Genomic DNA, 22129 nt, shown 5'->3' on the forward strand with positions numbered 1-22129 from the left:
AGCTGCAGCAGGCCCGCCGCCATCGGGAGGCAGTCTGGGTCGACCTGCGGGGTTGCCTCAGCACAGGCCAACCTTGCGTGGTCGCACCCGCTGGGCTGCCAAGGCCCCCCGCGGCCAGCCGCGCGCTGCGAAGCTCTAGCCAGCCACAGCGCTCAGATCCAGCCCATGGGGTCGACGGCCTCGCCGTTGACGCGGACCTCGAAGTGCAGGTGGCAGCCGGTCACGGCGCCGGTCTCGCCCTCGTAGCCGAGGATCTCCCCGCGGGTGACCGACCCGGAGGTCTTGGTGAACCCGCTCATGTGGGGGTAGGCCGTCGCGACGGACTCGCCGTTGATCAGGCCGTGGTTGACCACGGTGATGTTGCCGTAGCTGCCGTTGTAGCCGGCCGAGACGATCTCGCCGTCCTCGGCGGCGCGGATGGGGGTGCCGCACCCGGAGGCCAGGTCCACGCCCGAGTGCATGCGCATGTACCCGCGGATCGGGTGCATCCGCATCCCGTACGGAGAGCTCACCCGCCCCTCGGGGCGCCGCAGGGTGGTGCCGCTGTCCCGCCCGGAGGAACGGTTGACCGCCGACGGCGCCCGAGAGGACCCGCCCTGCTGAGCCGAAGCACCTGACTGGGCCGGCGCGCTCGACTGCGCGGCGGCCTCGGCGGCCTCGGCGGCCTGCGCGGCGGCTCGGGCCTGGTCGGCCTCGGCGATCGCGCGCAGCTGGTCCCCGAGGTCGTCGGACTCGGCCTGCAGCTGGTCCAGGCGGGCCTGCTCCTCGGCCTGGCGGCTCTCGATGGTGGCGACCGCGGCCTGCTGGCGGCTCATGAGCGCCTCGATCTCGGCCTGGCGGGCCTGAGCGTCGGCGGCGGCCTGTTCGGCGATGTCGAGCTGGGCGCGGGCCTGGGCCTCCAGGTCGGCGACCTGCTCGCTGACTGCGCCCAGGCGCGAGGTCGCGCTGGAGCGCACGGCCCGGTCGGACTCGGCGCTGGCCAGCAGGTCGCCCTCGGCGGCCGAGACCCCCGAGATCGCGGCCGTCTTGGAGGCGAAGTCGGCGCTGTCCTCGGAGCCCATCGCCATCGACAGGGTCTTGGGTGTGCCACTGCTGCGGTAGGACTCCGCGGCCAGGCGCCCGATCGCGGCGCTCGAGTCGCTCATCGACTCCTCGCTGTCGGCCACGCTCGCCGCGGCCGCCTCCTGCGCGGTGCGCGAGGCGCTCAGCCGGTTGGCGAGGTCATCAGCCGCGGCCTGGGCCTTGGCCTGGACCTGGGCGGCCAGGTCGGCGGCCTGCTGGGCACCGGGCAGCTGCTCCTGCACGGCGGCGTACTCGGCGTAGGCCGAGGTCAGCTCCTGCGAGGTCCCCACGAGGTCGTCCTGCAGGGCGTCCAGGGCCGTGTCCACGGCCTCCTTCTGCGCCTGCGGCGCTTGACCCGCAGCGTCCGGGGCTGCGGCCACCGGCGGGGCGCCGGTGGCCAGGGACACCACGACAGCGGCGCTGACCACGGCCAGCGACCGGCGGGCCCGCGCCCGGGTGCACGGACGAGGGCCGCCGGCGGGGCGGGGAGCACCAGATCCCGTGGTAGCAGCGCCCGTCGTGGCGGAACGGCGGGTGGCGGGGCGAAAGGTGGAGCTCACAGCTGGCTGGTCCTTGAGGGTGTGGGCGGGGCCGGTGCGGCCTTCGGGCTGGGCGTGCTCACCGCGGTGGTGCCTGCGGCGGTCGCTGCCGGCTCGCCAGGGCGGCGTCGATCCGGGCGCGGAGTCCCCCACACCGGCTGAACACAGGCATCGGCTTTCGGCCCGAGGACCTGCTCGTCGCTGGCACCGGCGTGGACGTTCTCGACACGGCATCTCTCCTCGGTCGTAGGGCGGCTGCTGCGGGCACGGCCCGCTCCAGCACCGGCGACCGTGACCCCACTGTAACGAAGCAACTGACGTCGAGGTGTCAGCGCGGCCCCGAACCACGTCGTCGCTCCGCACGCACGCCCTCGCCGGTCATTGCCTGATCAGTTCGATGCACCCGCACGCCAGGTCCCTTGCCCGCCGCGACCAGCCCCTTAGGCCCTCAGCGGTGGCCGTCAACCTCGCCACCGTGGACCTGGCCACTGGGTGGCCACTGGGTGGCCGCGACGGGCCATCGGCGTGAGCCTTGCGGGACCCGTAGAACCGATAGTCGTCCTCGTGCCCGGCCTTGATCACCTCGGTGGTAGCCGTGTCCGTGACCGACCGGGCCGACGACGGCCTGGCCTTGGCGGCGTAGTAGGTGCTCGGGGCAACCTGCAGCACCGCGTGGACGCCGTCGCGGAGCTCCTCCCAACCTCGACCCCGAAGCGTTCCTTGTGGGCGTCGATGCAGTCGACGACTACTTCAGTCGGCGGTCGCGCCTAGCCTCGGGGGATGAGCGCGAGGACGGCGCCGACGGCGCGGCGAGGCAGGGACGGCTCCCGTCCGCCGCATCCCGGGCACGCACCTGCAGGGCCCGGCAGGTTCCCTCGGTGGTGGCTCGCGGTCGTCGTGCTGACGCCGCTGGTCGCCGCCCTCGGCCTGGCCTGGGCGCTGGCCACCGGCGGGGCCGCCGCCCCCGACCTCGTCAGCGACCCGGGTGCCCTGGTGCGCTACGGGCTGCCGGCGGCCACCCTGCTGCGTGACCTCGCCCTGGCCCTGACCCTCGGGGCGCTCGTGCTGGCCGCCGGCGTGGTGCCGGCGCGGGCGCCGTCCTGGGCGGCGGCCGCGCGGGTGGGCGCCGTGGGCTCGGGCGCTTGGACCGTCGCGAGCCTGGCCGTGCTCGTGCTCACCGCGGCCAACCTGTCCGGGACGCCGCTGGCCGACCCTGCCTTCGGGTCCCAGCTCGCCATCGTCGCGACGCAGCTCGCGCAGGGGCAGGCGATCCTCGTCTCGACGGTCGTGGTGGCGCTGGTCGCCACGGCCGCCGTGGGCGTGCGCACCCCGGCCGGGGCCGGCTGGGCGGCGCTGCTGGCCTGCCTGGCGATCGTGCCGCTGGCGTTGAACGCCCACTCGACCGGCGCGAGCGGCCACGAGACGGCCGTCAGCTCCTGGGGGCTGCACGTGCTGGGCGTAGCCCTGTGGTTCGGCGGCCTGATGGCGCTGGTCGCGATCGCACGGCGCACGGGGCCCGAGCTGCCGGTGGTCGCGTCGCGGTACTCGACGCTGGCGCTCGTCGGCTTCGTGCTCGTGGTGGTCTCTGGCGTCGCGAACGCCGCGCTACGCGTCGCCGGCCTCGGGGACCTGCTCGGCACGGGGTACGGCCTGCTGGTCCTGGCCAAGGCCGTGGCGAGCGTCCTGCTCGGCTTCGCCGGGTACGTCCACCGGCGCCGCCTGCTGGCGGGCCTCGAGGCGCGGACCGCCTCGGGCACGAGCGCCCGCGGGCCCTTCTGGCGCCTGGTCGGCGGCGAGGTGGTGCTGCTGGGCGCGGTCTCCGGCGTCGCCGCGGCGCTGTCGCTGACCCCGCCCCCGGTGCCCCAGGAGCTGCCGCCGGCCCCCACGCCCGCTGAGGTCCTCACCGGGGAGGCGCTGCCCGAGCCCTTCGCGCCTGCGAGCCTGCTGACGCAGTGGCAGCCCGACATCTTGTGGATCGCCATCGCCGCGGCCCTGGCGATCGCCTACGGCCGCGGGGTCGTCCGGCTGCACCGGCGCGGCGACCGGTGGCCGGCCGGGCGGACCATCGCCTTCGCGCTGGGTCTGCTGGTGCTCGCCTACATGACCAGCGGGGCCCCGGCCGCCTACGGCCGCACGGTCTTCAGCGCGCACATGGTCCAGCACATGGTGCTGAGCATGATGATCCCGGTGCTGCTCGTCTTCGGGGCGCCGATGACCCTGGCGCTGCGGGCGATCGCCCGCCGGCGGGACGGCTCCCGGGGCGTGCGGGAGTGGCTCGTCGTGCTCACGGAGTCGCGGTGGCTGCGCCTGGTCTCCCACCCGGTGGTGGCGGCGGTGCTCTTCGCGGGGAGCCTGATCGTCTTCTACTACACGCCGCTGTTCGAGCTGGCGCTGTCGACCCACGTGGGCCACGAGCTGATGATGGTGCACTTCATCGGGGTGGGGTACCTCTTCGCCAACGCCCTCGTCGGCATCGACCCGGGCCCGAACCGGCCCAGCTACCCGCTGCGCGTCGTGCTGCTGTTCGCGACGATGGCGTTCCACGCGTTCTTCGGCATCGCGATCCTCTCCAGCGAGACCCTGCTGGCGGGCAGCTGGTTCTCCTCGACGGGCTGGGGCATCGACGCCCTGGCCGACCAGCGCACCGGCGGCGCCATCGCGTGGGGCATCGGCGAGTTCCCGACCCTGCTGCTCCTGGTGGCCGTCGCGGTCCAGTGGGCCCGCAGCGACGCTCGGGAGCAGCGCCGCAGCGACCGCACCGCGGACCGCACGGGCGAGGCCGAGCTCGCCGCCTACAACGCGATGCTCGCCGAGCGCGGGTCCGGGCAGCCCCGCCGCTGACGCGCGCGCTCCCGCCCCGCACATCGTCGCCTTCCTCCCCCGCTTCAGGGGCGGGCGGGTTCACCCCTCGGCGCGCAGGTGAGTCGGACTGGGCGCCAGGGGGCGGCGGTGCGGGCCACCACCCAGATGCCGAGGCGACCTCAACCACCGGCCACGTGCGCCGATGGGTTGACGACCCCTGCACCTGACATCGACCAGCAAGGACGTGCGCGTGCCCGAGCCGGTGACCTCCCGCAGTCCGCTGCCGGGCACCAGACGAGGCCTCGCCGGTCCTGGCAGGCCCAACCCCGAAGGACCACTCGACATGGCCACCTCGACGACGACACCACCGCCGCAGGCGCCGGTGAAGGCCGCGCGCCGCAAGCTCCCGCTGATCCTGGCGGCCCTGGTCGTGCTTGCCCTGGCCGCCGGCGCGGCCTGGTTCTTCCTGCTCAAGGAGCCCGCCGCCGAGCCGGAGCCGGTCGAGGGCACTGTCGTGGCCGTGGAACCGGTCAGCATCAACCTGGCCAACGGCAGCTACCTGCGGCTGGCCATCGCTCTGCAGCTGACCGAGGAGACCACCGAGGACCCCGACACCTCCGAGGCGATCGACCTGGCCATCACCACGTTCTCGGGCCGCGAGGTGGACCAGCTCAGCGACCCCGCCGCCCGTGACGCACTGCAGCAGGAGCTCACCGACCAGGTCATCAGCACCTACCCGGGGGAAGTCATGGACGTCTACTACACCGAGTTCGTCACCCAGTAGTTCCCGCCCGGGTTGGCTCACCCTGACCGGCGGTGCCAGGCGCCAGCGGGTGGTCAGCGGCGGCGGGCGCGGCGGCGTGCGGCGGCCACCAGCGGCGTCAGCACCCCGGCTGCCAGCAGCGCTTCGGGGACCGGGCCCAGGCGGGTGGCCAGGGTCTGGGAGGTCCGCAGCGGGACCTGGCCGCTCAGGACGTCCTGGGTGAACAGCTCGGTGCGTACCGGGGCGGCGCCGTCCGGGGCGATGATGCTGCTGACGCCGACGGTGGAGATCTGCACGACGGCGCGGCCGGTCTCGATGGCCCGCAGCCGGGACATCGCCAGCTGCTGGACGGCTTCGTCGGAGTAGCCGAAGGTGGCGTTGTTGGTCTGCACGACGAGCATCTGCGCGCCGGAGCGCACCGAGTCGCGCACGAGGTCGTCGAAGGCGACCTCGAAGCAGATGACGTCACCGACCCGGATCCCGTCCATGACGACGACACCACCCTTGGTGCCGGGCAGGAAGTCCCGGGCGACCAGGTCGACCTTGTCGCTGAAGAGGCGGAAGAAGTCCCGGTAGGGGATGTACTCCCCGAAGGGCGCCGGCCGGCGCTTGACGTAGCTGCGGCCGGGCTCGGTGGCGGCCCCGCCCAGTCCCTGGGCGGGGGTGACCACCAGGCCGGCGTTGGACAGGTACTCCCCCGGCCCCTCCAGGACCGCCCCGACCAGCAGCGGCGCGCCCACGGCCCGTGCGGTCGCCTCGATGTCCTGGCGGGCCTGGTCATCGAGGTAGGGGTCGATGTCGCTGGCGTTCTCCGGCCACAGCACCAGGTCCGAGGCCGGCTCCGTGCCGGCCTGGACCTGGCCGGCGTACTCCAGCGTCGCCTGCACGTGGTTGTCCAGGACGGCGCGGCGTTCGGCGTTGAAGTCCAGCCCGGGGCGCGGCACGTTTCCCTGGACGGCAGCGACCTGCGCCGTCCCGGCCTCCGGCGCGGCCGGGCGGGGCACCAGCGTCCCCGCCGCCAGGACCAGCACCGCTACCAGGGCCGGCACCACAGCGCTCAGGGCCGGCGCGACCGGCGTCCTCAGGGCGCCCCGGCGACCGGCCCGCACCACCGCACCAGCCCTCAGCACCGCCAGGGCCAGCAGCGTCCCCGCGGCCGCCACGACCGCGCTGACCAGCGGCGCGCCTCCCACCGCGGCCCACCCCGCGGCCGGTGAGTCCACCTGGGAGAACGCCAACCGCCCCCACGGGAACCCCCCGAAGGGCACCCGCGCTCGGGCGGCCTCGGTGGCGACCCAGCCACCGGTCACCGCCAGCACCGACCACCCGGCCGGCAACCGCTGCAGGGACGGCATCAGCGCCCCCAGCAGGGCGTAGAACCCCGCGCAGGCGGTGGCCAACGCCACCCACGGCAGCACCCCCACGTAGGTCCCGGACCAGGCCAGGTGCGGCACCAGGAACGCCAGCCCGAACACCAGCCCGAGCCCGAACCCCGACCGCGCCCGCCGCCCACGGGTGGCCAGCACCAGGGCGCACACCCCCACCACCGCCGCCGGCCACACCCCGTCCACCCCGACCGCGCCGGGGAAGGCAGCCCACGTCGCCGCGCCGCCGGCCGCGGCGAGCACCACCGCCGCAGCGGCGGCTGGGCGCGAGGACGCCGGTGAGGACCCTCCAGTGCCATCGCCCGCTCGCGGGGGCGCCACCGCCCCTGGCTGGTCGGGCGCCACCGCACTGGCCCTGCGCCCGGCCGCCGGGCTCCGGGCCCAGGACAGGAGACGGCCCGCCCCGATCGGTCTCACTCCCGCTCTGCGAGGGCGGCCTCGATGGCCGCGGTGAGGTCCTCGACGCTGGTCAGCTCGATGCGCTGGCCGTCCAGGAAGAACGTCGGGGTGGACTGCACCCCCAGCGTCTGGCCGTCGGTGAGGTCGCGGCCCACCCGCGCCAGGGTCGCCGGGTCGGCGACCGCGGCGTCGTAGGCGGCCATGTCCAGCCCGAGGTCTACGGCGAAGGTGCGGAACAGGTCGGCCTGGGACTCCTGCTGCTCACCCCACTGCGCCTGGGTGGCGTACATGCGCTGGTACATGCCCTCGAAGGCGCCCTGGCCGGCGGCGGCCTCCACGGCCACCGCGGCGTTCTCGGCGTTGGCGTGCCCGGGCAGCGGGAAGTACCGGGCGACCACGCTCAGGCGGCCCTCGTACTCCTCCCGGATCTGCTCCACGACCGGGTAGGCCGCCGCGCACGCCTCGCACTCGAAGTCCAGGAACTCCACCAGCACCGGAGCGTCGGGCCCGGCGTCGGACAGGTAGTGGCTGTCAGCGGCGACCACCGGCACCGACGGGTCGACCTCCTGCCCCGGCCCCTCAGAGCTCCTGCCTGCGGCCACCAGGGTCACCACCACCAGGACGGCCAAGACGGCCAGGAACCCCCCGGAGACGTAGGTCAGGAACCGGGGGGTCCCGCTCGGGCGACGCCGGGCAGCCGCGGGCGATCGCCCCGCAGCAGCCGCAGGGCGAGGACGCGGGCTGGCCGTCTTGGCCATCACTGGACTCCTGGAGGGATGAGCGCACAACACGGACCGACACGGGCAGGACCCCCTCACACTAATCGTGGTGAGAGCGTGCCCCGTCTTCCGGGGGGCGGCCCCTAGGGCCCGGACTCTCGGTGCAACGGTCTTTAGGGTGTCCCCATGGGTGAGGACGGGTGGACTAAGGCCGTCACTGGTCGGGCGAGGCGTTGATGGCCGCGGGCCGGTGGGCCGCGGCAGCGGTGGTGATGGTGGTCGCTGCGCTGGTTGCCGGCGGCGGGTGCGCCACGTCCACCACCGCGACCGAGGGCACCCAGGAGGTCGACCAGGGCTACGTCGCCGGCGACGGCAGCCTGGTGCAGCTGGCGCCCGCCGACCGGGGGCAGCCGGTGGAGTTGGCCGGGCAGCTGCTGACCGGGCAGGCGGTCGACGTCACCGACTGGCGTGGTGAGGTGGTCGTGCTGAACACCTGGTTCGCCGCCTGCGGGCCCTGCCGGCAGGAAGCGCCGGACCTGGCAGCGATCTCGGCCGAGACCGCACCCGAGGGGGTCCAGTTCCTGGGGATCAACACCCGCGACGGCACGGCGCAGGCCATCGCCTTCGAGGAGCAGTACGAGGTGCCCTACCCCTCGGTGATGGACCGCGACGGGCAGGCCGTCCTGGGGCTGCGCGGCGCACTGCCGCCGACGGCCACCCCGACCACCCTGGTCCTGGACCGCCAGGGCCGGGTCAGTGCCCGGTTCCTGGGCCAGATCGACCCGGGCCTTCTGCGCGAGGTCATCGCCCAGGTGCTCGGAGAGCCGGTGTGAGCCCGGCGCTGCTGAGCGCACCGGACACCCTGGGGGCGATCACCTTCGGTGGGCCGATGCTGGTGGCGCTGCCGGTGGCGGCGCTGGCCGGGCTGGTCTCCTTCGTCTCCCCGTGCGTACTGCCGCTGGTGCCCGGCTACCTGGGCTACGTGACCGGGCTGAGCAGCACCGGGCTCGAGATCCGCGGGCGCGGCAAGCTGCTGACCGGGGCGGTGCTGTTCGTGCTGGGCTTCAGCGCCGTCTTCGTCGTCATCGGCTTCAGCGTCGGGGTGGCCGGCACCCTGCTGGCGCGGTGGGCCGCCGAGATCGCCCGCGTCCTGGGGTTCCTGGTCATCGTGCTGGGGCTGTCCTTCGCCGGTGTCCTGCGCGGGCTGCCGGGCCTGCGAGGCGCTGCGGCGATGCAGCGGCGCCCCCGCCCCGGTCTGGCCGGCGCCCCGCTGCTCGGGGTGACCTTCGGGCTGGGATGGACCCCGTGCATGGGCCCGACCCTGGCGGCGATCATGTCCCTGGCCTTCGTCTCCGAGTCCGGTACCCGCGCGATCGCCCTGGCCGTGGCCTACTCCGCCGGCCTCGGCGTCCCCTTCGTGCTGGTGGCCCTGGCCGCCGCGCGCGGTGCCCGCGGCCTGGAGCTGCTGCGCCGCCATCGCCTGGCCCTGGCCCGGGCAGGAGGAGGGCTGCTGGTCCTGGTGGGCCTGCTGCTGGTCACCGGGGTGTGGGGGCAGTGGACCAGCGCCCTGGGCGCCCGCTTCGCCGACTGGGCACTGCTGTAAGCCCGCACCCCCTCGAGGACCGCACCTGTGGGCCCGGCGTGGTGGTGACCCTCACAGGAGGTGACCTCAGGGGCGGTGGTCTCCAGGGGCGGTGATTCTCTCAGGGGTGGGCAGGGCTCTCGTGCTGGTGGTGGGAGGCGGGCTCGAGCTGGAAGGTGGAGTGCTCGATCCCGACCGGGAAGTGCTCGGCGGCGCAGGCCTGCAGGGCGTCCAGGACCTGAGGGGCGTGCCCGTCGCGGAAGCAGGAGTCCTCCACGACCACGTGGGCGGTCAGCACGGGCAGGCCGGCGACGATCTCGGTCACGTGCAGGTCGTGCACGGCGCGCACGTGTGCCTGCTCGAGCAGGTGCGCGCGGACCTGGTCCAGGTCCAGGTCACGGGGGGCTGCCTCCAGCAGCACCCGGGTGACCTCGGCCAGGATGCTCAGCGTCCGCGGGACGATCAGCGCGACGACGACGAAGGAGGCCACCACGTCGGCGCGTTGCCACCCGGTCAGCAGGACCACCAGCGCCGAGACCAGCACGGCCACCGACCCCAGCCCGTCGGCGGCGACCTCCAGGAACGCTGCGCGGGTGTTGATGCTGTGGGCGCGTCCGCGCGAGAGCAGCACCAGACCGACCACGTTGGCGGCCAGGCCGACGGCCCCGAAGACCAGCACCAGGCCGGGAGTGATCTCGGGCGGCGCGGCCAGGCGCCGCACCCCCTCCACGGCGATCAGGACTCCCACCGCCAGCAGCAGCCCGGCCTGCAGGCTGGCGCCCAGGACCTCCGCGCGCCGGTAGCCCCAGCTGCGCCGGGGCGTCGGGGGGCGCAGCGCCAGCGTCGCGGCCGCCAGCGCGATCGTCAGCCCGACGACGTCGGTGAGCATGTGCGCGGCGTCCGCCAGCAGCGCCAGGCTGCCGGTGACGATCCCGCCGACGACCTCGACGACCATCACGGTGGCCGTCAGGGCCAGCACCATCAGCAGACGCCGCCGCTGGTCGCCTCCCGCGTCGGCGCCGTGCCCAAGACCCGCGCCGTGGGAGTGCCCCGCGCTCACCGCGCCTGGCCCGCCGTCGTGCCCGTCACCGACATCCCCTCACCCGAGGACACCTCGTAGGGCGCCGGCACCTGGTAGGCCACCGCCGCGTCGTCGGAGACCGCCGCGTCGGCGCGACCGGCCCGGGCCTCCAGCGACGTCTGGGCGGCTGGGCGGTGAAGGCCGACGACGGCCTCGAGCAGCGCATGGGCGTGGTCGGTGAGGTCGTACATCACCAGCTTGCCGCGCCGCGTGGAGGTCGCCAGGCCAGCGGTGCGCAGCTGGCGCAGGTGGTGGGAGACCAGGTTGGGCGCCAGCTGGGTGATCCAGGCCAGGTCGCACCCGCACATCGCCCCGCCGCCCGACAGGGCCGCCGCCACCCGCAGCCGGGTCGGGTCCCCCAGCGCCTTGGCGACCGCCGCCGCGGCCGTCAGGTCCTGCGCACCCGGCAGCACCGCGCGCACGGCCTCCGCGTGCGGCAGGTCCAGGCTCAACAGGTCACACCTATCCGGATCATTGGTCACCAAGACACTCTAACGATGGTGGGTCTGTTGCGGCTGCTTCGCGGCCAGCCGGCTGCTGACGTCGCCCGCCGAAGACCCGGCGCCCCCACGTTCGGCCGCACCGGCCGGCCCGGTCTCGGTGACGGTGGGGAGCAGGTGCTGGGAGGGCTGGGACTGCTGTACCTGCGAGGAGGTGCTCAGCGGGCGACCACGGTCCTGGTGGGGCTGGTGGCGGTGAGGTGGTCGCTGTCGGCGGAGCTGACCACGCGGTAGGTCTTGGTGCCGCGGGAGGTGGGCTTGACGGTGAAGGTGTAGCCGCCGCGGGAGCTGAGGGTGGTGGTCGCCAGCGGCGTCCACGTACCGTTGACCAGCTGCTGGCGCGTGACCTGCTGGCCGGGGTGGGCGGGGGTGACCGCGCCGGTGAGGGTGACGCTGCCGCCGAGGCGGACGCTGGCGCCCGAGAAGGCGGCCGTCACCGTGGGCGCCACGTCCACCCGGGCCTCACGCCCCGAGGCGGTGTGCGTCCCGTCCTCGCGGAAGCGCACGGCGTAGTCGACGCTCGTGGTTGGGGTGTGGGTGCCGGAGTAGGTGCCGTCGGCGGCGGTGGTGCGGGTGCTGAGCAGGGCGTAGGTGCTGGCGCCGCGCTTGCGCACGTAGACCTGCACCGGCTTGCCGGCCACGGGCGCGCCCGTGGCGGTGGTGAGCTTGCCGCTGAGGGTGGTCGCCGCGCCGTAGGACAGGGTGGACGGGCTGGCGGCCAGCGTGAGCGTCGTCGCGGTCTTGACCACCGGCGCCGGGGGCGGGGTGGTGGCAGCGGCCATCCGCGCCGCGACCGCCTCGCGCAGCGTGGGCAGCAGCGGGTAGGCGTAGTTGCCTGGGCAGCTCTTGGTCGAGTAGTCGCGGTGCCCGGAGATCACCGACTTGGTCACGAGGGCACCGCGGGGGTAGGTGGTCGCCGACCCGCCGGCCGAGGTGTACGTCGTGCTGGCACGGGGGCTGAGGCCGTAGAGGCTGAGCTTCCACGCGAAGACCTTCTCCACGGTGGTGAGCATCGCCGCGGTCGGGGCGACCAGGTCCTGGTTGCCCATCATGGAGACACCGAAGGTGGCGGTGTTGAACCCGCCGGTGTGCGCGCCGACGACGGCCTTGTCGACGCCGCCGAAACGGCCCTCGAACAGGGTCCCGTACTTGTCGACGACGAAGTTGTAGCCGAGGTCGCACCACCCCAGGGACTGGGTGTGGTAGGCGTACATCGAGCGCATGATCGCCGGGCTCTGCGCTGCGGTGTAGCTGTTGCCGGTGGCGGTGGTGTGCAGGATGCCGCCCTTGATCGTCGAGGCGACGGTGGGCGTGCACGAGCGCAGCCGCTCGTCGGCGCCCCACCCGGCCCGCGTGACGTACGCGGGCGCCGCCGCGATCGGCGCAGCAGCTGCGGCCGTGCGCACCGTGCCGGTCGACGCCCGCCCGGCGCTCGAGGCGTCCGCCGGTGAGGTCCCCGGGTCGATGAGCTCGACCTTCAGCTGCCGGGGCCGCGCGCTGGTCGCGTCGACCCGTACCTGCACCCCGTCGCTGGGTCCCACGTACAGCGGGTCAGACCCGGCGCGCCGGGCGCCGCTGCCGGTCGCGTCGCCGTCGGGGGAGGAGTTCGCCTGGACCTCGACCTCGGCCCACCCGCCCCAGCGGCCGCCGCTGCGGGTGCGCACCTGCACCGCGACGGTCTCGAGGGCCGGGTCGGGCGCCCACGTCACCCCCACCGCGGAGAACGGGGACGTGCTGAGCCGGCCGGTCGCCGCCACCGGGCGCAGGGCCGCGGTCGCCGTCACCCGCCCACCGCCCGGTGCCGCCATCTCCTCCAGCGCCGGTGCCGAGGACTGCGCGAGGGCGGCCGTGTCGACCCCGGTCAGCGGCAGGGCCCGCACGCTGGGCGTGACCGGCTGCGGCTGCGCAGTCGCAGCGTCGGCGCCTACCATCGGCAGCACCAGGAGCGTCGAGCTTAACGCCGACAGGGCAAGGATCGTGGTGGCTCGACGCATGCGCGTGCTCCTCAGGACGGGACGGACCTCGAGGACCTCCTCGGCGCTCCACCACCACTCCTTGAGTTCGCCTTCCCCTCTCGGCTCTGAGCCGGCGAGGGGCTCCCGGTCCCGTCCCCGGCCGGTCACCCCCGTGGCCCTGGGCGCAGCTCCCGTGCTGGCCAGCGTCCCGGTCCTGCTGTCCCGGATGCGCCGGGACCTCCAGCGCGAGGGGCGCCTGCGCACCGGCACCGCCGCGTGGATGTGGGCCGACTACGGCGCCTACACCGCCCTGGTCGCCATCACCCTGACCACCCGACCTTTCGGCGCGCCCTTGCCGCTGCCGGTGCGCGCGGCGGCCGTGGCGTTGACCGGCGCCGGGAGCCTGCTGGTCCTGGCCGGCGCCCGGCGCTTCGCCGGGCCGGCGCAGCTGAGCGGTACCGCGGCCGGGACCCTGGTCACCGGCGGGGCCTACCGCTGCAGCCGCAACCCCCAGTACACCGGCCTGCTCGCCGCGCTGGCCGGCGCAGCCATCACCCGCCGCTCCCCTACTGCCCTGGCCCTGGTCGGTGGGCTCGCCGTCGTCTACGCGGCGTGGGTGCCGGCCGAAGAGGCCCACCTCGCCCGGCACTTCGGGCGGCCCTACGTCCGGTACCGCGACGCGACCCCGCGCTGGGTCGGCCTGCGGGCCCCGGCCGAGGTGGCCGGTCCTACCCGACCCAGCGGCGAGCAGGCGTGATGGAGGGCTTCACCCTCGTCCTGGCCCTGGCAGCGCTACCGGCGGCCGGCAACTTCCTCGGCGCCCTGGCCTCGGAGGTCACCGAGGTCTCCGAACGCGTCCTGAGCCTGGCCCTGCATCTGGCCGCCGGCATCGTCCTGGCCGTCGTCGGCCTGGAGCTGATGCCCCAGGCGCTGCAAGCCACCCCGCCATGGGTGCCGATCCTCGCGTTCGTCGGCGGCGGAGCCTTCTTCCTGGGCGTCGAACGCCTTCTCGACTACGTCAAGAACCGCATGGGCGGCGGACAGGGAGCCACCGGCCCCCTCGCGATCTTCACCGGGGTCTCCCTGGACCTGTTCAGCGACGGCGTCATGATCGGCACCGCGACCCTGCTCAACCCTTCCCTGGGTCTGCTGCTCGCGCTGGGACAAGTCCCCGCCGACATCCCCGAAGGCTTCGCCGCCATCGCGACCCTGCGCCGCGCCGGCATCGCCCGCCGCACCCGGGTCCTGATGGCGCTCAGCTTCACCGCCCCCGTGCTCCTCGGCGCCGCCCTCGGCTACTTCGCACTACGCCAGGCACCGGAGGTCCTCACCCTGTCCGTGCTCGCCCTCACCGGTGGCGCACTGACCAGCGTGGTCGTCGAAGAGATGATCGAAGAAGCCCACCAGGGACAGACCAGCCGCCTGGGCCCCATCGCCCTGACCGCCGGGTTCGCCCTGTTCGCGCTCATCTCCGTCTACCTCGACACCTGAGGGCGGGCACACCCACCGGGGCGGCGGCCCACCCGCCGTGCTGCCTGCCGGGCCCCGGCGGCACGGCTCAGGCTCAGGCCGCCCCGGTCACCACCAGCACCACCAGCACCACGTTGAGGGCGATGACGAGGGCGACAGCGAGCCGGGCGGTCCACCGGGTCACCGGCCCGCTGGTGTGCTCACCCATCAGCGACCGGTCCCCGGTCAGGCGCACGAGCGGTACCAGCGCGAAAGGGATCCCGAAGCTCAGCACCACCTGGCTCAGGACCAGCGCCCAGGTCGGGTCGACCCCGGCGCCCACCACGACGAGCGCGGGGACCAGGGTCAGGAGCCGGCGCAGCAGCATCGGCACCCGTACGTGCAGCAGCCCGGCCATGATCGCAGCACCCGCGTAGGCGCCGACCGACGTCGAGGCCAGACCAGAGGCCAGCAGCCCGACGGCGAACAGCAGCCCGACCCCTAGCCCCAGCTCGCTCACGACCGCGGCGTGCGCCCCCGCGAGCGTGTCGGTACCCGCGGCGCCGCGCAGGGACGAGGCGGCCAGCAGCAGCATCGCGATGTTGACCACACCGGCCAGCACGAGCGCTGTGACCACGTCCAGGCGGGTCGCTGCCAGGACGGCATGGCGGCGGCTCGGGTCCACGACGCCGTGGTGATCGCGCGCCAGGGCCGAGTGCAGGTAGATCGCATGCGGCATCACCGTCGCCCCGAGCATCGAGGCGGCCAGCAGCACCGTCTCGGCTCCGGCGAAGCGAGGAACGAGGCCGGCGGCCGCAGCGGCCGGGTCGGGTGGGGCCACGACCAAGCCGGACAGGAAGCCGGCTGCGATGACCACGAGCAGGAAGATCACCGCCGCCTCGAACCGGCGGATCCCGCGCCGGCTGTGCAGGGCCAGCAGCAGCAACGACGCAGCACCGGTGATGAGCGCACCGACCAGCAACGGCGTGCCGAAGAGCAGCTGGAGCGCGACAGCGCCCCCGATCACCTCGGCGAGGTCGGTCGCCGCGGCGACAAGCTCGGCCTGCGCCCAGTAGGCGTACCGCGCACGCCGGCCCAGCCGCTGCCCGAGCAGCTCAGGCAGCGTCCGCCCCGTGACGACACCGAGCTTGGCCGACAGGAACTGCACCAGCACGGCCATGGCGTTGGCCAGGACCAGCACCCACAGCAGCAGGTAGCCGTACCGGGCGCCCGCGGTGAGGTTGGCCGCGACGTTGCCCGGATCGACGTAAGCGACCGCAGCCACGAACGCCGGACCGAGCATCCCCACCAGCGACTGGCGCGGAAGCTCCGGCGCCACCCTCGACGCAGGAGCGGGATGCGGCACGACTCAGACCGTCCCACAGCGCGGCTGCCCAGGCCTGAGCCGGGCAGGGCCTGAGCCGGGCAAGGTCTGAGCCGGGCAAGGTCTGAGCCGGGCAAGGTCTGAGCCGGGCAGGGTCTGAGCCGGGCAGTGCGTTCCCAGCGAGCCGGACCTGCCCGCTGGCCTCAGCCGTCTCCCGTCCTGGCCCCCTCCCCCGTCGGGCGGCGCGGCTGGCGCAGCTCGGTGAGCACCAGCAGGGCGGCGCCGGTGACGATCGCGGCGTCGGCGAGGTTGAACGTCGGGAACCACCCGCTGTGCAGGTAGTCGGTGACGACGCCGTCAGCCGCACGGTCGACGAGGTTCGCAAGAGCACCACCAAGGACCAGGGTCAGGGCAGCCAGCCTCACGCCGGAGCCGGTGACGGCGGTGCGCCAGACCAGCACGCTCACCACAGCGGTGACGGTCGCCGTCACGGCCAGCACCAGCCACGCCGGTGCACCGGCGCCCACCGAGAAGGCGACCCCGGAGTTGTACGCCAACCGCAGGTCCACCACGCCCAGACCGATCACCGTGTCCTGCAGCACGTCAACGGCCCACGCCTTGGCGCCGAGGTCGGTGGCCGTGACCAGGACGACGCCCACGCCTGCTGCCAGGCGTCGCCGTGCCGGGGACACCGGCGTGGGCCTGCGCCGTGGTGCGGACGTGGAGATCACCGGTCGGCCATCGCTGCGCGTTCCAGCGCCGGGGTCACGGCTGGGTCCTCGGCCGTCAGGAGGGGGCGGGCCTGGCCGGCGCGGACGCCGTTGGCGATCACGAGGACCTCGGCGACCTCGTGCACGAGGACGACCGCGGCCAGGCCCAGGACACCGAGCAGGGCCAAAGGCATGAGCACGACGACGATCGCCAGTGACAGTCCGACGTTCTGCAGCATGATGCGTCGGGCCCTGCGGGCGTGGGTGAACGCCTGGGGCAGGTGACGCAGGTCTTCGCCCATGAGCGCGACGTCGGCCGTCTCGATCGCGACGTCGGTGCCCATCGCGCCCATCGCGATGCCCACGTCCGCAGTCGCCAAGGCGGGCGCGTCGTTGACGCCGTCGCCGACCATGGCGGTGCGGCGCCGGTTCCGCAGCCGGGCGACCAGGGCGGCCTTGTCCTGCGGACGTAGGTCGGCGTGCACGTCCTCGATGCCGACCTCGCGGGCCAAGGCGGTGGCGGTCAGGGTGTTGTCACCGGTGAGCAGGGCGACGTGGTACCCCTCGCGGCGCAGCTGTGCGACGACGTCGGCGGCCTCGGCCCGCAGCTCATCGCGCACCGCGACCGCTCCCAGCAGCGCGCCGTCCTGCTCGATCAGGACCGCGGTGGCGCCGGCCTGCTGCATCCGCTCCACCTCCCCCGCCAGTGACCCGGTCTGGACCCAGCCGGGCCGGCCCAGCCGTACGAGCCGACCTTCGAGGGTTCCGGTGAGCCCGGCGCCCGGCACGGCTTCCACGTCCTGCGCCGAGGGGGCTGCGGGCGCCGCAGCCAGGATCGCCCTGGCCAAGGGGTGCTCGCTGCGGGCCTCCAGAGCGGCGGCCACGCGCAGGACGTCCTCCTCGGTGCGCCCGGGGACGGGGACGACGGCCACCACGGCGGGGGAGTTCCGGGTCAGGGTCCCGGTCTTGTCCAGGGCGACCCCGCGGATCGCGCCGAGGGCCTCCACCGCTGCGCCGCCCTTGATGAGCACGCCCTGCTTGGACGCAGCACCGACGGCGGCGACCACGGACACCGGGACGGAGATGGCCAGGGCGCACGGGGAGGCAGCGACCAGCACGACCAGCGCCCGCTCGACCCATGTGCCCGGGTCCCCCAGCAGGCTGCCGGCGACCGCGATGAGGGTCGCGGCGATCATCACGCCAGGGACCATCGGCTTGGCGATCCGGTCCGCCAGGCGCTGCGCCTCGCCCTTGCGGGACTGCTCGGCCTCCACGATCCGCACGATCCGCGCCAAGGAGTTGTCCTCGGCCGTGGCGGTCACCTCGACCTCCAGGACGCCCGAGCCGTTGATCGAGCCCGCGTAGACGCTGTGCTCGGGACCAGCCTCCACGGGCACCGACTCACCGGTGATGGCCGAGACGTCCAGTGCGGTGCGGCCGGCGCGGATGACCCCGTCGGTGGCGACCCGTTCTCCCGGCTTGACGATCATCAGGTCCCCGAGCCGCACCTCCTCAGGAGCCACCGTCGTCTCCACACCACCGCGAAGAACCGTCGCCGTGGCGGGGACGAGGTCGAGCAGCGCCCGCAGGCCGCGGCGGGTGCGGGCCAGGGAGTACTCCTCCAGGCCCTCGCTGACGGAGAACAAGAACGCCAGGGCGGCGGCCTCGGCGACCTCGCCCAGCAGCACCGCGCCGATCGCGGCGATCGTCATCAGCGTCCCGACGCCGATCTTGCCCCCGGCCAGTCGCCGCAGCGTGCTCGGGACGAACGTCCACGCCCCGACCAGCAGCGCCACCCAGCTCAGCACCGTCGCGGTCGCTGACCTGTCCATCGACCCCGCGACCAACGACGCGAGAAGCAGCACGCCGGCGACGGCCGCGAAGCGGAGCTCGCTGACCTGCCACAGTCGTTCGGCCTCATGGTCCTCGACGTCCTTGCCCGCCGGGGTGGTCTCGTCGTCGCCGCAGCCGCAGGCGTCGCTCATCGGGCGCTCTCCTGCGTCGTGGTGGGGTCAGCAGCGGCGGTCGTCGCGTACGCGGGGCACAGGGTCACGGCGTACCCGGTCGCCGTCAGCAGGTCCTCGGCCGCAGCGAGCAGGTCCATCAGCTCGGGGCGGGTCAGGTGGTAGACCGAGGCGCGCCCCTGGGCGCGGTAGTCCACCAGCCCGCACTCCCGCAGACAGGCCAGGTGCGAGGACACGGTGGACTGGCCCAGACCCAGCTCGGTGCACAGGTCGACCACCCGCGCTTCACCGCTTGCCAGGCGGCGGACCAGCGCAAGGCGCGTCGGGTCGGCCAGCCCTCGGAACAACGCGCCAGCGGGCGCCAACCGAGCCCGCCCACTGGCATCGACATCTCTCGCGATCATCGTCATTGCTCGATGCTAGCGCCCAGAGCGCATGCGGGGTCTCGCGGACCCACCGTTGGGTCCGGCTACGGGCAGGCGCCAGCCAGCGGACCACGTCGGGCGCGGGGCTGGGTGCTCAAGGCTGGGTGCTCGGGGACGGGTGCTCGGGGACGGGTGCTCGGGGACGGGTGCTCAGCCGATGCCGGCGTAGGAGTGATTGCCGGGGAAGAAGATGTTCACGATGCCCCAATTCACCAGGACGCAGGCGAACCCGGCGATGGCCAGGTACGCCGAGCGGCGCCCGTCCCAGCCGCGCGTCGCCCGCGCGTGCAGGTAGGCCGCGTACACGACCCAAATGACGAAAGTCCAGACCTCCTTGGGGTCCCAGCCCCAGTACCGGCCCCAGGCCCGCTCGGCCCAGATCGCACCCGCGACGAGCGTGAAGGACCACAGCGGGAAGGACACCGCGATGAGCCGGTACGCGGCCCGCTCGAGCTCCACCGAGCCGGGCAGGCGCTCCATGAAGCGGCCGCGCCGCGGGGGCCTGCCGGCCGCCACCAGGCGCTCCCGGCGCTCCTGCACGAGCTGCAGCACGTTGGCCGAGAAGGCGATGACGAACAGCGCCGAGCTGACGGTCGCCACGGACACGTGGATGACGAGCCAGTAGCTCTGCAGCGCCGGCACGAGCTGGGCGGACTCGGTGTACAGGACCGACAGCGCGATGCCCAGGGTCAACAGCACGGGCCCGACGACGAAGACGCCGAGGTAGCGCAGGTCCCGCCGGAGCAGGACCGTGCAGTAGACAGCCGTCACGACCGCCGCCCCCATCAGCGTGAACTCGTACATGTTGCCGAACGGCACCCGCCCCGCGGAGACCCCGCGCGTGACGACGGCCGCGCCGTGCAGCAGCAACGCCAGCCACGTCGTCGTGACGCCGACCGCCGCAGCGCGCCGGCGCACGAGGGCCTCGTCGTCCTGCACCTCCGACGTGCCACCACGGGCCCTGCTGGGCGCCCCCGCTCCGACGAGGGCCTTCGGCTCGGCACGCCGCCGCACCGCGGGGACCGTGCGGCCACGGCCCGACAGGTCAAGGGCGAAGGCGGCGAACGCGACGACGTAGACCGTCATCGACGAGTAGACGAGCACGTTGCTCGTCGCGGCGAGTGACTCGCTCATGTTCATGTCCTCAACTCCTGGTTCAGGTCTCGACGCCGGTGCGGGTGCTCATGCTGCGCGTCGAGGTCTCCGCGGCCTCGCTGCGGCCGCTCGGCGACCCCGCGCGACCGGTGCCCACCCGGTGGAGCTCCTCCCCGGGGCGCGCCCGCGCGTCCGGAAGCGCTTCCGGCGAGGACCCCCGCGCCGAGAGCGCGGGCGAGGGCGTCGACCTCCTGCGCCAGGCCCGCGTCCTCCCCACGCGCCAGGCCGGCGACCTCCACCCGCGCGCCGCCGCCCTCAGTGGACAGCACGCGCACGAAGACTCGCCGCCGGGGCGTGAACAACGACGCCACGAGACCGGCCATCGCCAGCACGGAGAAGACCAGCGCGGGAATGCGACCCGGGTCGTGCTGCACCGTCAGCCCGGCGAAGCGAGGCAGCGGCTCGGTCTCCGACGCCGGCGCACCGGCCGCCGCCGACGCAGCGACCACATCCGGCGGGTACCCGAAGCGCAGCGTCCCGAGGCCGTCGGGCAGGTCCACGGCGTCGCCCGGACGCAGCGCCACCGACCAGGGCTCGCCCTCGCCCGTCGTGAGCTGCTCCATCGACGTCGTGTCGAGCTCGTAGACGTTGACCGGCAGCCCGTCGTTGACGGCCCCGAGGTCACCTCGGAAACCGGTCAGCAGCAGCAGCGGGTCGCGCTTGTCGGGAAAGATGGAACGCGGTCCCTCCTCGTCGATGACGGCGGTCGGGAGCAGACCACCGGTGAACCCCAGCTGCTGGCCCGGCCCCGCGCCCAGCACCTTGACCACGCCGGTAGAGGTGTACGCCGAGTCCTGGGCGAGGAAGGGCGTGGGCTCGGAGTAGACGACGACGCCCTGGGCGTCGGTCACCGTAACCACCGGCGCGTACCCGTTGCCCGCGAGGTACACCTCCGTGCCGCCCGCAGACAACGGTTCGTTGACGCGGATGACATCCTCGCGCGCTCGTCCGCCCGGCTCATCCACCCGCACCCGCGCCTCGAAATCGCGGGGTTCGCCCAGCTGGCCGCCGACGACCTCCTCGAACTCCACCGCCAACGAGTCCAGGGTCACCGCGAACGGCAGCAGGTCGGCGGCGGACACCCACGCCCCGGGGTCGAACCTGTCGTAGCGGGCCACCGTGTTGGAGAACCCCTGGCCGACGGGCACGATGACCTGGGCCCGGTAGCTGAGCAGGCCGGAGGCCGCCAACGCGAGCAGCAGACCCACCAGCGAGAGGTGGAAGACGAGGTTGCCCGTCTCCCGCAGGTGACCGCGCTCGGCGGCAACCGACCCGCGGGTCGCCGCCCCGTCCGACCCTCCCGCTCCCTCGGTGGCCTCCCGGCGCAGGTCCACCCGGTAGCGCCGGCGGCGCAGGACCGCGGCCGCGCGCCCCAGCGGGTCCGCGCCCGCGGCCACCACCACCCGGTGCTCGGGCAGACGCTCGAGGCGCGACGGGGTGCGCGGCGGTCGCGAACGCCAGGCCGTCCACTGCTGTCGGCTGCGCGGCAGCACGCAACCGACGAGGGAGACGAACAGCAGCAGATAGATCGCCGAGAACCACGGCGAGGCGTAGACGTCGAAGAAGCCGAGTCGCTCCAGCCACGGCGCCAGAACCGGGTGCTCTTCACGGTAGGTCACGACAGCGGCGGCGTCGACGTCCAGCTGCGGGACCACCGAGCCGGGCACCGCACCGACGGCCAGGAGCACGAGCAAAAACAGCGCCGTCCGCATGCTCGTGAGTTGGCGCCACACGAACCGAGCGGTGCCGACCGTGCCGAGGCGCGGCTGCACCGGGGGCCGCCCACGCCCCGGCAGGACAGGAGCGCTCACCGCAGCGCCCAGTCCGCGGAACGAGCACCCACGGCGCCCGGCCACTGCGCCCACACGCCGGTCACGAGCAGCCCGCCAACCACGAACAGTGGGATACCTGTCAGGCTGGTCGAGCAGCGAGAGATACCCGATGCCGGATTGCTCTTCGATGTCCAGACCCGGCGCCCCTCGGCCGCGTCCGTGGCCTGCACGGCAGTCCTGACGCGCCGGGCCACCCCAACTACGGCGGCAAGGGCAGCAGTCACGACAGCTGCCCGGCTGCGAGGCTCACGCGCCCGCGACTGCTCCGAACAGCCTCTGCTCCCACGGCGCCAACCTTCCACACCAGACCTGGCAGTCTTCTGAGAGCCGCGAGGACCGGCCCCAAGCCCAGAGCACCGGTGCCCTCGAGGCCTACGGTCGGTCGGCGGCCCTCAGCCGCCGAGGAGAACGTGCGGACCACCGGACGGACCTCACCGCCGACCGACGCGCCGGTGACGCAGCCGGGACGGCAGGTGCCGGTAC

The 22129-nt window shown here is 74.0% G+C and carries 18 protein-coding genes; 6 read left to right on the forward strand and 12 right to left on the reverse strand.

Annotated elements, in window-relative coordinates; genetic code table 11:
- Window positions 1–152: 152 nt before the first annotated feature.
- A complete protein-coding gene (locus Q0848_RS16790) occupies window positions 153–1490 on the reverse strand; it encodes a M23 family metallopeptidase (protein ID WP_299039596.1) in 1338 nt (445 codons plus the stop codon).
- A 1008-nt stretch (window positions 1491–2498) separates the two neighbouring features.
- On the opposite strand from Q0848_RS16790, the gene Q0848_RS16795 reads away from it, so the two are divergent.
- Together Q0848_RS16795 and Q0848_RS16800 are read left to right on the forward strand one after the other, a co-directional pair.
- Window positions 2499–4442, forward strand: coding sequence for a cytochrome c oxidase assembly protein (locus tag Q0848_RS16795; RefSeq protein WP_299039599.1), 1944 nt, complete (start codon window positions 2499–2501; stop codon window positions 4440–4442).
- 304 nt (window positions 4443–4746) lie between these two features.
- On the forward strand, window positions 4747–5187 hold the full coding sequence (locus Q0848_RS16800) for a flagellar basal body-associated protein FliL (RefSeq protein WP_299039601.1): 441 nt from the start codon (window positions 4747–4749) through the stop codon (window positions 5185–5187).
- 53 nt (window positions 5188–5240) lie between these two features.
- Here Q0848_RS16800 and lnt read toward each other — a convergent pair whose 3' ends face one another.
- Both lnt and Q0848_RS16810 read right to left on the reverse strand, forming a co-directional pair.
- Window positions 5241–6797: an apolipoprotein N-acyltransferase gene (lnt, locus tag Q0848_RS16805; RefSeq protein ID WP_299039602.1), complete on the reverse strand. Its 1557-nt coding sequence runs from the start codon at window positions 6795–6797 to the stop codon at window positions 5241–5243.
- A gap of 167 nt (window positions 6798–6964) precedes the next feature.
- Window positions 6965–7552 (reverse strand): thioredoxin domain-containing protein, encoded by a 588-nt coding sequence (locus Q0848_RS16810; RefSeq protein WP_299039605.1) that lies wholly within the window; start codon window positions 7550–7552, stop codon window positions 6965–6967.
- Between the two features lie 353 nt (window positions 7553–7905).
- Here Q0848_RS16810 and Q0848_RS16815 point away from each other — a divergent pair, with 353 nt between their 5' ends.
- The gene (locus tag Q0848_RS16815; RefSeq protein ID WP_299039607.1) at window positions 7906–8502 is read left to right on the forward strand and encodes a TlpA disulfide reductase family protein; all 597 of its coding nucleotides are present in this window, start codon (window positions 7906–7908) and stop codon (window positions 8500–8502) included.
- Window positions 8499–9272, forward strand: coding sequence for a cytochrome c biogenesis CcdA family protein (locus Q0848_RS16820; protein ID WP_299039609.1), 774 nt, complete (start codon window positions 8499–8501; stop codon window positions 9270–9272). Before Q0848_RS16815 ends, Q0848_RS16820 begins: the two co-directional genes overlap by 4 nt.
- Window positions 9273–9372: 100 nt before the next feature.
- On the opposite strand, the gene Q0848_RS16825 is transcribed toward Q0848_RS16820, so the two are convergent.
- From Q0848_RS16825 to Q0848_RS16835, 3 genes are all read right to left on the reverse strand, one after another.
- Window positions 9373–10311, reverse strand: a complete 939-nt coding sequence (locus tag Q0848_RS16825; RefSeq protein WP_299039611.1) for a cation diffusion facilitator family transporter — start codon at window positions 10309–10311, stop codon at window positions 9373–9375.
- On the reverse strand, window positions 10308–10814 hold the full coding sequence (locus tag Q0848_RS16830; protein ID WP_299039613.1) for a helix-turn-helix transcriptional regulator: 507 nt from the start codon (window positions 10812–10814) through the stop codon (window positions 10308–10310). Before Q0848_RS16830 ends, Q0848_RS16825 begins: the two co-directional genes overlap by 4 nt.
- Before the next feature lie 176 nt (window positions 10815–10990).
- A complete protein-coding gene (locus Q0848_RS16835; RefSeq protein WP_299039615.1) occupies window positions 10991–12826 on the reverse strand; it encodes an N-acetylmuramoyl-L-alanine amidase in 1836 nt (611 codons plus the stop codon).
- 133 nt (window positions 12827–12959) lie between these two features.
- Here Q0848_RS16835 and Q0848_RS16840 point away from each other — a divergent pair, with 133 nt between their 5' ends.
- Window positions 12960–13544 (forward strand): isoprenylcysteine carboxylmethyltransferase family protein, encoded by a 585-nt coding sequence (locus tag Q0848_RS16840; protein ID WP_299039617.1) that lies wholly within the window; start codon window positions 12960–12962, stop codon window positions 13542–13544.
- Window positions 13544–14278, forward strand: coding sequence for a ZIP family metal transporter (locus Q0848_RS16845; protein WP_299039619.1), 735 nt, complete (start codon window positions 13544–13546; stop codon window positions 14276–14278). The genes Q0848_RS16840 and Q0848_RS16845 overlap by 1 nt, the downstream gene beginning before the upstream one ends.
- Before the next feature lie 73 nt (window positions 14279–14351).
- Here the strand turns inward: Q0848_RS16845 and Q0848_RS16850 are convergent, their stop codons facing one another.
- The 6 genes from Q0848_RS16850 to Q0848_RS16875 form a co-directional block, all read right to left on the reverse strand.
- Window positions 14352–15575: an Nramp family divalent metal transporter gene (locus Q0848_RS16850; protein WP_299039696.1), complete on the reverse strand. Its 1224-nt coding sequence runs from the start codon at window positions 15573–15575 to the stop codon at window positions 14352–14354.
- A 188-nt stretch (window positions 15576–15763) separates the two neighbouring features.
- The gene (lspA, locus tag Q0848_RS16855; protein WP_299039621.1) at window positions 15764–16219 is read right to left on the reverse strand and encodes a signal peptidase II; all 456 of its coding nucleotides are present in this window, start codon (window positions 16217–16219) and stop codon (window positions 15764–15766) included.
- 68 nt (window positions 16220–16287) lie between these two features.
- Window positions 16288–18255 carry a cation-translocating P-type ATPase gene (locus tag Q0848_RS16860; protein ID WP_299039623.1) on the reverse strand — a complete coding sequence of 656 codons (1968 nt, stop codon included), beginning with the start codon at window positions 18253–18255 and terminating at the stop codon, window positions 16288–16290.
- Window positions 18252–18638 (reverse strand): metalloregulator ArsR/SmtB family transcription factor, encoded by a 387-nt coding sequence (locus Q0848_RS16865; RefSeq protein ID WP_366146661.1) that lies wholly within the window; start codon window positions 18636–18638, stop codon window positions 18252–18254. The genes Q0848_RS16860 and Q0848_RS16865 overlap by 4 nt, the downstream gene beginning before the upstream one ends.
- 171 nt (window positions 18639–18809) lie before the next feature.
- The gene (ccsB, locus tag Q0848_RS16870; RefSeq protein WP_299039627.1) at window positions 18810–19793 is read right to left on the reverse strand and encodes a c-type cytochrome biogenesis protein CcsB; all 984 of its coding nucleotides are present in this window, start codon (window positions 19791–19793) and stop codon (window positions 18810–18812) included.
- Window positions 19794–19795: 2 nt separating this feature from the next.
- Window positions 19796–21625 carry a cytochrome c biogenesis protein ResB gene (locus tag Q0848_RS16875; RefSeq protein ID WP_299039628.1) on the reverse strand — a complete coding sequence of 610 codons (1830 nt, stop codon included), beginning with the start codon at window positions 21623–21625 and terminating at the stop codon, window positions 19796–19798.
- Window positions 21626–22129 lie beyond the last annotated feature (504 nt).

The organism is uncultured Pseudokineococcus sp. (assembly GCF_947495735.1).
Taxonomy (GTDB): domain Bacteria; phylum Actinomycetota; class Actinomycetes; order Actinomycetales; family Quadrisphaeraceae; genus Pseudokineococcus.

What these genes read in the sequence shown, in the direction of transcription:
- Q0848_RS16835 (WP_299039615.1), bottom strand. Translation starts at nt 12,826, where the DNA reads ATGCGTCGAGCCACCACGATCCTTGCCCTGTCGGCGTTAAGCTCGACG.
- Q0848_RS16865 (WP_366146661.1), bottom strand. Translation starts at nt 18,638, where the DNA reads ATGATCGCGAGAGATGTCGATGCCAGTGGGCGGGCTCGGTTGGCGCCC.
- Q0848_RS16860 (WP_299039623.1), bottom strand. Translation starts at nt 18,255, where the DNA reads ATGAGCGACGCCTGCGGCTGCGGCGACGACGAGACCACCCCGGCGGGC.
- Q0848_RS16800 (WP_299039601.1), top strand. Translation starts at nt 4,747, where the DNA reads ATGGCCACCTCGACGACGACACCACCGCCGCAGGCGCCGGTGAAGGCC.
- ccsB (WP_299039627.1), bottom strand. Translation starts at nt 19,793, where the DNA reads ATGAGCGAGTCACTCGCCGCGACGAGCAACGTGCTCGTCTACTCGTCG.
- Q0848_RS16815 (WP_299039607.1), top strand. Translation starts at nt 7,906, where the DNA reads ATGGCCGCGGGCCGGTGGGCCGCGGCAGCGGTGGTGATGGTGGTCGCT.
- Q0848_RS16845 (WP_299039619.1), top strand. Translation starts at nt 13,544, where the DNA reads ATGGAGGGCTTCACCCTCGTCCTGGCCCTGGCAGCGCTACCGGCGGCC.